Below are 12,617 nucleotides of genomic sequence, written 5' to 3' on the forward strand. Positions count from 1 at the left end.
CCTGCGGGCTCCCTCAGGACTCAATGGTTTGCGCCTCGCGATAGGTCCTGGTGATGCGCCCGCGGGGACTGGTCACCACCTCGTAGTGGATGGTGCCGAGGAGGTCGGCCCAGTCCTGCGCGGTGGGTTCCCCACTGCTGCCGGGCCCGAACAGGATCGCCTCGTCGCCCTCGGCCACGTCAGTCGGGCCGGGGCCGAGGTCGACGACGAACTGGTCCATGCAGATCCGGCCGACCCCGGGCCGCCGCCTGCCGTTGATCAACACGTCCAATCGTCCGCCCAGCGAGCGGAAGACGCCGTCGGCGTAGCCGACCGGGAGCAACGCCAGGTTCGTGTCGCGCTCGGCGGTCCAGGTGTGCCCATACGAGACGCTCTCGCCAGCGCAGATCGACTTCACCAACGCCACAGGGCATTTCACCGTCATCGCCGGCACCAGACCCATGTCCCCGAGCTCGGGAACCGGGCTCAGACCGTACACGGCGAGGCCGGGCCGAACCAGGTCGAAGGCCAAATCGGGACGCGACATGGTGGCCGACGAGTTCGCCAGGTGCGCCACCTCGAACCGCACCCCCTGCTCGCGCGCCTGCGTCAGCATGTCGCTGAAGCGTTGGGCCTGAAGGTCGTTGACGGGGTTGGCGGGTTGATCGGCGAACACCATGTGTGACATCAGGCCGCGCAGCCGAACCGCCTCCTCGGCGACGGCCCGGCGCAGCGCGGTCAGCATCGACGGGTACTGGGCGGGGTGGACGCCATTGCGGTTGAGCCCGGTGTCGACCTTGACGGTGACCGTGGCGGTGCGGCCCGTTCGGCGCGCCGCGTCCAGCAGCTCGTCGAGTTGACGCTCCGACGACACCGCGATCTCCACGTCGGCCAGCAGCGCCGGCCCGAAGTCGATGCCGGGCGGGTGCAACCAGGCGAGCAAGGGCGCGGCGATCCCGTCGGCGCGCAGCGCCAGCGCCTCGGCGACGGTGGCGACCCCCAGCTCGGCCGCGCCAGCGGCCAGCGCCGCGCGCGCCGCCTGGGTGGCCCCGTGGCCGTAGCCGTCGGCCTTGACGACGGCCATCACCTGCGCGCGGCCGGCGTGCTCGCACAGCAACCGCACGTTGTGCTCAATGGCGCCCAGGTCCACCAGGGCCTCGGCGACCAGGCCCGGTGTCAGGGATATCAGCGTAACAGCCACGGCCGCCATTGTCCCAGAACCGGCCGCAGGCGCGGCGGACCAACGACGCCACTTTGTCACAACAGCCACAGAAGCCCCACGCGTCCCCGCGTCGGGCGGCACCGCGCGTGCCCGCCTCCGAGCGACAAGCCGGCCGCGACGAGCTGGGAACATGTCCCGCTCAGATCGTCTGGTGACGCCCGAAGCACTTGTGATCTTCGCTATAACCGCCGTAGCCGCTGCGGATCTCGGTGTAGCTGGCCAGGAACTCGATGCCTTTGATCCACTTCACTTGCTTGTATCCGTGCTGCAGTTCATTGCGCAGCCGCGCGGGCTGATGAAGCAGGGTTTATCGGGCAAGTCGCAGATGGCAGAGTAGGTGAACGTGTGCGTTCCTCGACTTTGGAGCGGGTTTTTGGTCGAACCGAATCCTCGACCCAAAGACTCCGCGTCCATGCGCACGACACGCCCGACGCACCACAAGTCACACCCGCATCAGATGTACCGCCGGAGAAACACTCAATGGTCTCGTAAAGCACCGCATTTCAACCCCGATGAAATCTGAAGCCATGAATTCCGAAGCCTTTGCCGCAGCGCTCATATCAGCAACACGTTCGCCGGACCTTCCTAAAGATGACGACCTTTTCGATTTCATCATCGGCGACTGGGAACTGGCTGCCCGAGTATATGACGATGACGGCAACGTAAAAGCCAGTCGAGGAGAATTGCTCAGTTCTTGGATACTGGAGGGCCGCGCAATACAGGATCTATTCATCTTTCCCCCTCGTGTCGATCGACGCAGTACACGTCCATCTCGCGGTGACCGGTATGGAACTACCATTCGTGTATACGATAACGAAGACCGGACCTGGCGTGTGTACTGGCTAAATCCCGCGGACGAGAAAACGAGCGGCGAACTCCGGGCGCGTCCCGATGGCGTGGGCATCGTACTAACGGGCACGTTATGGGACGGCGCCGAAGTTCGTTGGTATTACCGAGAAATCACCGCAACATCATTTCGTTATAGTGCCGAGAAATTGACACCCAGTCGACGATGGCAGCGCTATCTAGAATTGGACGGTCTGCGGCAGCGGGGTGGCCATGCGACTGGGCATTCGCCCAGCCAATGACCTATTCGATAATTATTGAGAAACCTCAATCAGTGCGCGAAATGCTGGGCGTCGTAGTGGCCGCCGGGCTTGAGCTTGTCCAGCGAGGTCAGCGCCGAGACGGCGTCGTCGTGCAGCGCACGGGCCAGGTCGGCCGACAGCCCTTCGCGCACCACGATGCGCAGCACCGAGACGTTGGTGGCGTTGTCGGGCATGGTGTAGGCGGGCACCTGCCAGCCGTAGGTGCGCAGCTCGTGCGACACGTCGAACTCGGTGTATCCGCGGTCCCCGGCGAGCCGGAACGCGACCACGGGGATCGCCGAACCGTCCGAGATCAGCTCGCAGTGGTCGCTGACCCGCAGCTGCTCGCCCAGCCACCGCGCCGTCCCGGACAGCGCCTGCATGACCTTGCTATAACCGTCGCGGCCTAGCCGCAGGAAGTTGTAATACTGGCCGACCACCTGGTTGCCGGGGCGCGAGAAGTTCAGGGTGAAGGTCGGCATGTCGCCGCCCAGGTAGTTGACCCGGAAAACCAGCTCCTCGGGCAGGTATTCCTTGCTGCGCCACACCACGAACCCGACACCGGGATAGGTCAGCCCGTACTTGTGACCGCTGACGTTGATCGAGACCACCCGGGGCAGCCGGAAGTCCCACTTGAGTTCCGGGTGCAGGAAGGGCACCACGAATCCGCCGCTGGCGGCGTCGACGTGGACCGGCACGTCCACCCCACCGCCGGCGGCCAGCTTGTCCAGCGCGCCGCAGATCTCGGCGACCGGTTCGAGTTCACCGGTGTAGGTGGTGCCCAGGATCGCCACCACGCCGATGGTGTCCTCGTCGACGGCGTCCACGACCTGCTCGGGGGTGATGACGTAGCGGCCCTCCTCCATCGGCAGGTAGCGCGGCTCGACGTCGAAGTAGCGGCAGAACTTCTCCCACACCACCTGGACGTTGGAGCCCATCACCAAGTTCGGCCGGCGGCCCTCCCAGCCTCCCCCTTTGCCGGAGCCGACCTTTGCTCGCCACCGCCACTTCATCGCCAGGCCGCCCAGCATGACGGCCTCGCTGGAGCCGATGGTCGACACGCCGCAGGCACTGTAGGGGTCGGCGTCGTCCAGGTCGTCGGCGTGGAACAGGTCGGCCACCATGCACACGCAGCGCTGCTCGATCGCCGCGGTCGCCGGGTACTCGTCCTTGTCGATCATGTTCTTGTCGAACGTCTCGGCCATCAGCTTCCCGGCTTCGGGGTCCATCCACGTCGTCACGAAGGTCGCCAGGTTGAGTCGCGAGCTGCCGTCGAGCATGAGTTCGTCGTGGATGAAGCGGTAGGCCGCCTCGGGGTCCATCGACTCGTCGGGCATCCGCAGCGCCGGCACCGGCGAGGTGAACAGGCGGCCGGTGTACGCGGGGGTGATCGCGTGGGCGGGCAGGGAAGGATGTTGGGGCACTGCGGAGAGTCCTTTCTAGAGGGCGGCCAGCGCCGCCCTGATGTGCGGAACCATGCGCGACGACGACGTCGGCGCGTCCCCCGGCCCCGGGTCGGCGGCCGACAGCGCCGCCGCCCGGGCGTGGACGAACGCCGCCGCCGCGGCCGCCTCGGCCGCCGGCAGCCCGGAGGCCAGCAGCGCGCCGATCATGCCGGACAACACGTCGCCGGAGCCCGCCGTGGCCGCCCAGGATTGCCCGGCCGGGTTGAGGTACACCGGGCCGCCCGGATCGGCGATCACGGTGACGTTCCCCTTGAGCAGCACCGTGGCGCCGAAGGTGTCGGCGAGCTTGCGGCACGCGCCCACCCGGTCGTCCCCGGGGGGATTACCCGCCAGGCGGGCGAATTCACCGGCGTGCGGGGTCAGCACCGTGGGCGCGGTGCGGTTGGCGGCCAGCTCGGGGTGCGCCGCCAGGATGGTCAGCCCGTCGGCGTCGACGATCACCGGCAGGTCGGTCTCCAGCGCGAACCACAGCGCGGCGGCCCCGGTGTCGTCGGTGCCCAATCCCGGCCCGACGACCCAGGATTGGACCCGCCCGGCCGATGCCGGGGTGGGTGAGGCGATCACCTCCGGCCAGTGGGCTAGCACCTCGTGGTGCGCGCTGCCCGCGTACCGGACCATCCCGGACGTCGCCGCGACCGCGGCACCGGTGCACAGCACGGCCGCGCCCGGATACGTCGACGAGCCGGCCATCACTCCGGTCACGCCCTGGGTGTACTTGTCGTCGCGTGGGCCCGGCACCGGCCACCGCGCGGCCACGTCGCCGGCCTCGAAACCCAGCACGTCGGTGTCCGGGAGGTCGAGGCCGATGTCGATCAGCCGCACCCGCCCGCAGTCGGCCAGCGCGTGCACGGGCTTGAGCCCGCCGAAGGTGACGGTCAGGACGGCGTGCACCGCGGGGCCGGTGATGGCGCCTGTCGCGACGTCGATGCCACTGGGGATGTCGACGGCCACCACTGGGACGCCCGCCTGGTCGACCGCCGCGAACACCTCGGCCGCGGCCGGGCGCAGCGGTCCCGAGCCGGAGATGCCCACCACCCCGTCGATGACGAGATCGGTTGTGGGCGAGACGCTTTCCACCACGCGACCGCCGGCCTTGGTGAACGCCGCCAGTGACTTGCGGTGGGTGTGCTCCGGGTTGAGCAACACCGCGTCGGCGGCCGCGCCGCGGCGACGCACGAAGGTGGCTGCCCACAGGGCGTCGCCGCCGTTGTCGCCCGAGCCGACGACCGCGCACACCCGGCGGCCGGCCACCCCGCCGGTGCGGGCACGCAACTCGGCGATGATCTCGGCGGCGAGGCCGAAGGCCGCGCGCCGCATCAGGGCCCCGTCGGGCAGGCTGGCCAGCAGCGGTGCCTCGGCCTGGCGGATCGCGTCTACGGAGTAGTAGTGCCGCACCACAGCCACATTACGGGTAGGGGTCGCGCAATTGGCCGCTGCCGCTCAGGCCGACACCTCGGGTGAACCGCGCCGCCGCGCCATGGCCCGCAGTCGCGCGGGAGTCAGCTGTCGGGGGTCCTGGTGGCGGGTCATCGGGTAGAAGCACAGCCCGACGAGGATCGAGGTGAAGTGTCCGATCGCGGTGAAGTTCAACTCGATGCGGTCCATCGCGATCAACGGGAAGCCGAAGATGACGAACAGCACGCCGAGATAGCCCCAGCGCCACGGTCGCGCGATGTGATAGGCCAGCACCGCCATCACCCCGACCAAAAAGTAGCTCACGCCGATGTCGCGGGCGTGCACCAGCCGTTCCGACGCGTCGTGCTCCTCGATCGCGAAATACAGCAGGCCCTCGCTGAAATAGGTGGACAGGATGTGCGCGCTCAATCCCACTGTGAGCCAACGCAACTGGCCAAGCCAGTGTTCGGCCGGCGCCAGGAACAACGAGAACAGGATCAGGTAGGGCGCCAGGTTGCCGCCGTCGATCCACAGCAGGCTGGAGAACAGCACATCGAGCGGATCGCGGGCCAGCCCGTGGATGTTGGTGGAATGGTGCATCAGCATCGAGTGCAGTTGCCGCTGGGGCAGCCAGTGCTGGATGAGCGTCGTGACGAGCAGCACGAGCAGCCAGCCGTAGGTCAACGGCGCGCTGCTGACGTAATGCCAGACGGCGAGCCCCATGCTGCGCAGTCGGGACCGCACCGGTGCATTCGTCACGTCATCACCTTCGCACGCTGGCCGCTGCGTCGCGCGAATTACCCGTCGGCGGCCTTCACGGGGTCGACGGCGCAGCGACCGGATCCGCCGCTGCCGTCGCGGCGGGCGCGGGAATCTCCGGTCGCAGATGCCGCCACCAGCACAGGATGTAGAGCAGCATCGAGATGACCAAGACGACGAGCACCCACAACACGAGGGTGACGTCGATCCAGCCCCCGAAGGGCGGCGAGCCCGGAAGCGCGTTGCGCAGCGGTACGACCGCGAACAGCATCGCCGCGTACCACGTCGTCATCGGCGGCTGGAACTTCCGTCGGTTGCGCACCGTCTGGACGGCGACGAACAGACCCAGGCCGGCGATGGCGATGAGCACCCCGCAGATCACGATGCCGAACGCCCCCGCGCTGAGCGAGCGGTGCAGGCTCACCCGGTAGGGGCCGGCCCCGTCGACGGACACCCGCCAGCCGGAGAGGTGGTTGACGAACGTCACGGGGATGCGTTCGGGCACGTTCCCGGGGCCGTGCATGAGCTCGATCTCGACCGGCCCGGAACCGTAGTGGTCGAACGGCCAATTCTCGATCTCTCCCGCGATGGTCAGCGGGACCGGGAAGACGCCGGGCAGCATGCCCTTGGTCCAGCTGCGGCGGGTCGGCGTCGCCACGGAACGCACTCGCAGACTGAGGTCTTCGTTGAGGTGCTGGGTCTGCGGATCCAGCAGGGCCGATCCGGGCGAAATGGTCAGATTGGCCATCAGCACGCTGTAGTTCGACTGGACGTCCTCGATGACCAGGGTGGCCGTGCTCCGGTCACCGCCGGCCGGGATCTCCGGGTGGTGATGCCCCCCGCTGCTGGCATAGAGCGCGACCGACGCGACGTATGCCCCGACGACGCCCACGATCAGAGCGATGATCCCGTACCTCACGACCGCCCCCCTACCCGATTCGGCCACCGTGGCCGTCAAAGTCTTGAAACACAAGGAATTCCAAGCGATCGCCGAAGGTTCAGCCCGACGGCGCGGGGACCGGCTCCGCCGGTGGAGTGGCGACGACATCCGGCCGCAGATGCCGCCACCAGCAGGTGATGTAGAGCAGCATCGCGATCACCAGCGCGACGATCACCCAGAGCACGATGGTCACATCGATCCACGCCCCGAACGGGGGCAGTCCGGGAAGCGCGTTGCGCAGCGGTACCACCGCGAAGAGCATCGCCGCGTACCACGTCGTCATCGGGGGCTGAAACTTTCGCCGGTCACGCAGCGTTTGGATCGCCACGACCAGGCCCAGGCCGGCGATGGCGATGAGCACACCGCAAATGACGATGCCGAACACCGCGGTGCTCAGCGCGCGCCGCACGCTCAGCCGGTACGCCTCGTGGCCAGGGATCGTGGTGGCGGAGACCTTGAAGCCGGACAGATGGTCGATGAGTCGCACCGGGATGAGTTCGGGCGGCTTGGTCGTGTCGCCGCCGGGGAAGAGTTGCACCTCGATCGGTCCGGAGGCGTAGTTGTCGAACGGCCACCGTTCGAGGTGTCCGGCGATGGTCAGCGGGACCGGAAAGACGCCGGGAAGCATGCCCGGTGTGTATTCGCGCCGGCTGGGCTGGGCCGAAGATCTGACGCGCAGCACCAGGTCTTCCTTGAGCCGGTGGGTGACCGGATCCAACAGCGCGGGTCCTGGCGACACGGCCAGGTTGGCGACGACCGCGCTGTAGTTCGACTGCATCTCTTCCACAGTCAACGTCGCCATGCTCTGGGTGACCGACTCCGCGTTGTCGCTCAGGGTGCCGGGAGCCGCCCCTTCGACGGTGTCCTCGTAGAGCTCGATCAACGCGACGTACGTCGCGACGATGAGCACGACAAGACCTGCTATGGCGAATCTTCGGACCGCCGACGGCATGCTGCTCCTACCCCTGCGGAGTGTCTTGTTTCCCAAGGAAATCTAACGGAACCGCCCGGATCGCGCGGCGATACGGCCGAAGCGGCGCGGCTATTCCACCGTGACGGACTTCGCGAGGTTGCGGGGCTTGTCGACGTCGTAACCTCGGGCCTGGGCAACCGACGCGGCGAACACCTGGAGCGGGATCGTCGACAGCAACGGCTGCAAAAGGGTTGACACCGAAGGGATTTCGATCAGGTGGTCCGCATAGGGCCGCACGGTGTCGTCGCCCTCCTCCGCGATCACAATGGTGATCGCGCCGCGCGCCTGGATCTCGCGGATGTTGGACAGCAGCTTGGAATGCAGCGTGGCCTGCCCCTTGGGCGAGGGCATGACGACGATGACCGGCAGGTCGTCCTCGATCAGCGCGATGGGGCCGTGCTTGAGCTCGCCGGCGGCGAAGCCCTCGGCGTGCATGTAGGCCAGTTCCTTGAGTTTCAGCGCGCCTTCCAGCGCCACCGGGTAGCCGACGTGGCGGCCCAGGAACAGCACGGTCGAGGACTGGGCGAACCGGTGCGCCAGGGCGGCCACCGGCTCGATCATCGCGAGCACCCGCGCGACCAGGTCCGGCATCGATTCCAGCTCGCGGTACTCTCGCTCGACCTCGTCGGGATACTTGGTGCCGCGAGCCTGGGCCAGTGCCAGGCCCACCAGATAGTTGGCGGTGATCTGCGCCAGGAACGTCTTGGTTGAGGCGACGCCGATCTCGGGGCCGGCGCGGGTGTAGAGCACGGCGTCGCATTCGCGCGGGATCTGCGAGCCGTTGGTGTTGCAGATGGCCAGCACCTTGGCCTTCTGCTCCTTGGCGTGGCGGACGGCCTCGAGCGTGTCGGCGGTTTCCCCGGACTGCGAGATGGCGACCACCAGGGTGCTGCGGTCCAGCACCGGGTCGCGGTACCGGAACTCGCTGGCCAGTTCCACCTCGACCGGCAGCCGGGTCCAGTGCTCGATGGCGTATTTCGCGAGCAGCCCGGAGTGATAGGCGGTGCCGCAGGCCACCACGAACACCTTGTCGATCTCGCGCAGCTCCTGATCGGAGAGCCGCTGCTCGTCGAGCAGGATCCGGCCGTCGACGAAATGCCCGAGCAGGGTGTCGGCCACCGCGGCGGGCTGCTCGGCGATCTCCTTGAGCATGAAGTACTCGTAGCCGCCCTTTTCCGCGGCGGCCAGGTCCCAGTCGATGTGGAACTCGCGGTACTGGACGTCGGGGTTGCCGTGGAAGTCGGTGATCCGGTAGCCGTCGGCGGTGAGCACCACGGCCTGGTCCTGGCCGAGTTCGACGGCGTGGCGGGTGTGCGGGATGAACGCGGCCACGTCGGAGCCGACGAACATCTCGCCGTCGCCGATGCCGAGCACCAGCGGCGTCGAGCGGCGGGCGGCCACGATGGTGCCGGGCTCGTCGGCGTTGGTGAACACCAGGGTGAAGTGCCCCTCCAGCCGGCGCAGCACGGCCAGCACCGAGGCGGCGAAGTCACCGGAGGTCGGCCCGTGCCGGTAGGCCTGCGCCACCAGGTGCACCGCCACCTCGGTGTCGGTGTCGCTGGTGAACTCCACGCCGTAGGCCTCCAGCTCGTGGCGCAGGCTCGGGTAGTTCTCGATGATGCCGTTGTGGACGACGGCGATCTTGCCGGCGGCGTCGCGGTGCGGATGCGCGTTGCGGTCGGTGGGGCGCCCGTGCGTGGCCCAGCGCGTGTGGCCCAGGCCGGTGGCGCCGCCCAGCGACTCCGGCGGCATCTGCGCGACCGCCTCCTCCAGATTGGCCAGCCGGCCCGCGCGGCGACACACCGTGAGCGCGCCGGCGCCGTTGACGAGTGCGATCCCCGAAGAGTCGTAGCCGCGGTACTCCATCCGGCGCAGCGCATCCATGACGACCTTGCAGGCAGGCTGCTGCCCGACGTAGCCGACGATTCCGCACATTTGAACCAGGGTAGTGCAGGCGGGCCACCGGCCCCGCACTCCGCGGTGATGGCTAGCCCGCCCACCTGCACGAAAGGCCTGGTTTGACCGACCCCTACCGACGTTTCCAACTCCGCCTCAGCGAGCACACCGGCGCGGTCATCTTCTCGCAACACCGCAGCTACACCTTCACCGGAACCGTCGAGCAATGCGAAGCGGCCTACCGCACCGCGCAGTTGCACGTGAACTAATCCACCCGGTTTGCCGCCGCACGGCCGCTGACCGTCCTGCTCATGCCGTCTACATAAACGATAGAAGCGTTTTCACCTGATGTATTCGTGGCGTTTTCATTGGCGTCATCGCTCCAGCAATTCAGCTACTTAACATTCTGCTTATCGGCTATGACTGGCAATCACGAAGCCAGCAGAAAGGACGGATCGTTGACGCCCGCATGATCGGTCAGCACCTGGGTGATCATGTGGTCGACCAGGATGAATGCGCGCAGCGCGACAGTAATTCTCAGCAATAACCGTTTAAGACAGACATCAATGCCGATCGTCCAGCTACCCGGTAAGCGCGTTTCTCGCCGTACCTCTAATTCGGTTCGTTATAAATAGTCCAGGAACGCTTAAGCCGCCGGATAAGTAACCGTTAATAGATGTTAATCCGAAATTTCGCAGACCTTCAAGGGGAGAATCATGACTGCTGTTCTGTTCGACGATGTGGTGACCCTTTCGTCCGCTGCTGCGCCGAGCCTCACGGTGGCTCCGGCGCCTAAGCCGGCGCCCAAGCGGCGGCACCGCGAGCCGATCGGCGGTGGCGACCCGATGGTGGACGCCGCCGCCCGGTTGCTCAGCATCCCGCTGCGCCACGTGTATGCGGTGCTCTGGCGGGTCGGCATGATCGAGGTCAGGGCCTAGCACCGATGCGCTAACGTCGACGCGTGGCCCGCACCCGCAAGCTCGTCGCAGCCCTCAGCCGCCGTGGCCCGCACCGGGTTTTGCGTGGTGACCTGGCCTTCGCCGGTCTACCGGGCGTGGTGTACACCCCGGAGGCGGGGCTGGGATTGCCCGGGATCGCGTTCGGACACGACTGGCTCACCAGGGCCGCCAACTATTCGGGTCTGCTCGAGCACCTGGCGTCGTGGGGCATCGTGGCCGGCGCCCCCGACACCGAACGCGGCCTGGCCCCGTCCGTCCTCAACTTCGCGTTCGACCTCGGCACCGCGCTGGACATCGTGTCCGGTGTCCGGCTCGGGCCGGGCAAGATCAGCGTGCATCCCGCCAAGCTGGGCGTGGTCGGGCACGGATTCGGCGGCTCGGCCGCCGTGTTCGCCGCGGCCGGCATGCCGAAGAAGCTGGCGGCGGCGGCCGCGTTGTTCCCCGCGGTGACCAGTCCCCCGGCCGAACAGCCGGCCGCGACACTGAAGCTGCCCGGGTTGATCCTGACCGCGCCGGGGGATCCGCGGTCGCTGAACTCCAACGCGCTGTCGCTGTCGCGGGCGTGGGACGCCGCCACGCTGCGCATCGTCAGCAAGGCCCAGCCCGGCGGGCTGGTGGAGGGCCGGCGGCTGACCAAGGTGTTCGGGCTGGCCGGCCCGAACCGGCGCACCCAGCGCACCGTACGGGCGCTGCTGACCGGCTACCTGCTCGCCACGCTGGGCGGGGACAAGACGTATCGCGACTTCGCCGATCCGGACGCCCACCTGCCCAAGACCGATCCGCTGGACCCCGATGCGCCGCCGGTCGCCCTGGAAGAGAAGATCGTCGCGCTGTTGAAGTGACGGGGTAATCGCCCACTGTCGCCGTCGTGGTATCTGTCGTTGATGCGAATCGGGATCGCCCTGGATTATTCGGGCGGGTTTCATCAGGGTGTGGACCGCGTGGTCGAACTCGAGAAGGCCGGCATCGACATCGCGGTGGTGGCCGAGGCGTACGCCTTCGACGCGGTGAGCCAGCTCGGCTACCTGGCCGCCAAGACGAACACCGTCGAGCTGGCGTCCGGGGTGTTTCCCATCTACATCCGCACGCCCTCGCTGCTGGCGATGACGGCCGCGGGGCTGGACTTCGTGTCCGACGGCCGATTTCAGCTGGGGATCGGCACCTCCGGGCCGCAGGTGATCGAGGGCTTCCACGGCGTGGAGTTCGACGCCCCGCTGGGGCGCACCCGCGAGATCGTGGAGATCTGTCGCAAGGTGTGGCGTCGCGAGCGGCTGCGGCACGACGGCACGACGGCAAGCACTACCAGATCCCGTTGCCCCCGGGTCGCGGCACCGGCTTGGGCAAGGCCCTGCAGCTGATCAATCACCCTGTGCGCGAACGGATCCCGATCAGCATCGCCGCGCTGGGCCCGAAGAATGTCGAGCTGACCGCCGAGATCGCCGAGGGCTGGCAGCCCGTCTTCTACCTCCCAGACAAGGCGGCGTCGGTGTGGGGCGAGGCGCTGGCGGCCGGGACCGCCAAGCGTGACCCGGCGCTGGGCCCGCTGGACGTCATGGTGCACGCGTCGGTGGCCATCGGCGACGACGTCGACGAGCGGCTGGCGTGGGTCAAGCCGCAGCTGGGCCTGTACCTGGGTGGGATGGGCGCCAAGGGCCGCAACTTCTACCACGCCCTGGCGACCCGCTACGGGTTCGGCGAGGTCGCCGACCGTATCCAGGAGCTCTACCTGTCGGGCCGCAAGCGCGAGGCCATCGACGCGGTGCCCGACGATCTGGTGCGCGGCATGTCGCTGGTGGGCCCGCGCGGGTACGTCGCCGAACGCCTGGCCGCCTTCGCCGAGGCCGGGGTGACGACGCTGCTGCTCAGCCCGCTGGCCACCGACCGCGCCGAATCCGTCCGCTTCGTCGAGGACGTGCTCCAGCTGCGCCCCGCGTGAGCCG

Annotated in this window: 11 protein-coding genes and 1 pseudogene; 5 read left to right on the forward strand and 7 right to left on the reverse strand. The window is 67.9% G+C overall.

Annotated features, from left to right (window positions below; genetic code table 11):
- Nucleotides 1-13: 13 nt before the first annotated feature.
- A complete protein-coding gene (gene alr, locus C1737_RS14185) occupies nt 14-1,180 on the reverse strand; it encodes an alanine racemase (protein ID WP_199182841.1) in 1,167 nt (388 codons plus the stop codon).
- Nucleotides 1,181-1,728: 548 nt separating this feature from the next.
- Between alr and C1737_RS26615 the strand changes: the two genes are divergently transcribed.
- Nucleotides 1,729-2,289, forward strand: coding sequence for a hypothetical protein (locus C1737_RS26615; protein ID WP_142393461.1), 561 nt, complete (start codon nt 1,729-1,731; stop codon nt 2,287-2,289).
- 29 nt (nt 2,290-2,318) lie between these two features.
- On the opposite strand, the gene C1737_RS14190 is transcribed toward C1737_RS26615, so the two are convergent.
- The 6 genes from C1737_RS14190 to glmS form a co-directional block, all read right to left on the reverse strand.
- Entirely contained in the window at nt 2,319-3,713 is a 1,395-nt protein-coding gene (locus C1737_RS14190) for a glutamate decarboxylase (RefSeq protein ID WP_068098438.1), read from the reverse strand.
- Nucleotides 3,714-3,728: 15 nt separating this feature from the next.
- Nucleotides 3,729-5,150, reverse strand: coding sequence for an NAD(P)H-hydrate dehydratase (locus C1737_RS14195; RefSeq protein WP_102419953.1), 1,422 nt, complete (start codon nt 5,148-5,150; stop codon nt 3,729-3,731).
- A 45-nt stretch (nt 5,151-5,195) separates the two neighbouring features.
- The gene (locus tag C1737_RS14200; RefSeq protein ID WP_067926499.1) at nt 5,196-5,873 is read right to left on the reverse strand and encodes a rhomboid-like protein; all 678 of its coding nucleotides are present in this window, start codon (nt 5,871-5,873) and stop codon (nt 5,196-5,198) included.
- 91 nt (nt 5,874-5,964) lie between these two features.
- A complete protein-coding gene (locus tag C1737_RS14205) occupies nt 5,965-6,828 on the reverse strand; it encodes a DUF4436 domain-containing protein (protein WP_102418705.1) in 864 nt (287 codons plus the stop codon).
- 79 nt (nt 6,829-6,907) lie between these two features.
- Nucleotides 6,908-7,801 carry a DUF4436 domain-containing protein gene (locus C1737_RS14210; protein WP_102418706.1) on the reverse strand — a complete coding sequence of 298 codons (894 nt, stop codon included), beginning with the start codon at nt 7,799-7,801 and terminating at the stop codon, nt 6,908-6,910.
- A 90-nt stretch (nt 7,802-7,891) separates the two neighbouring features.
- On the reverse strand, nt 7,892-9,757 hold the full coding sequence (gene glmS / locus C1737_RS14215) for a glutamine--fructose-6-phosphate transaminase (isomerizing) (RefSeq protein ID WP_102418707.1): 1,866 nt from the start codon (nt 9,755-9,757) through the stop codon (nt 7,892-7,894).
- 83 nt (nt 9,758-9,840) lie between these two features.
- Between glmS and C1737_RS26720 the strand changes: the two genes are divergently transcribed.
- From C1737_RS26720 to C1737_RS14230, 4 genes and pseudogenes are all read left to right on the forward strand, one after another.
- A complete protein-coding gene (locus tag C1737_RS26720) occupies nt 9,841-9,987 on the forward strand; it encodes a hypothetical protein (protein ID WP_156764500.1) in 147 nt (48 codons plus the stop codon).
- A 447-nt stretch (nt 9,988-10,434) separates the two neighbouring features.
- Nucleotides 10,435-10,656 carry an Rv1535 family protein gene (locus C1737_RS14220; protein ID WP_068098442.1) on the forward strand — a complete coding sequence of 74 codons (222 nt, stop codon included), beginning with the start codon at nt 10,435-10,437 and terminating at the stop codon, nt 10,654-10,656.
- A 23-nt stretch (nt 10,657-10,679) separates the two neighbouring features.
- Nucleotides 10,680-11,519 carry a dienelactone hydrolase family protein gene (locus C1737_RS14225; RefSeq protein WP_068098443.1) on the forward strand — a complete coding sequence of 280 codons (840 nt, stop codon included), beginning with the start codon at nt 10,680-10,682 and terminating at the stop codon, nt 11,517-11,519.
- 42 nt (nt 11,520-11,561) lie between these two features.
- Nucleotides 11,562-12,613: pseudogene (locus C1737_RS14230) on the forward strand (LLM class F420-dependent oxidoreductase).
- Nucleotides 12,614-12,617 lie beyond the last annotated feature (4 nt).

It is taken from the genome of Mycobacterium sp. 4858, from assembly GCF_900240975.1.
Classification (GTDB): domain Bacteria; phylum Actinomycetota; class Actinomycetes; order Mycobacteriales; family Mycobacteriaceae; genus Mycobacterium.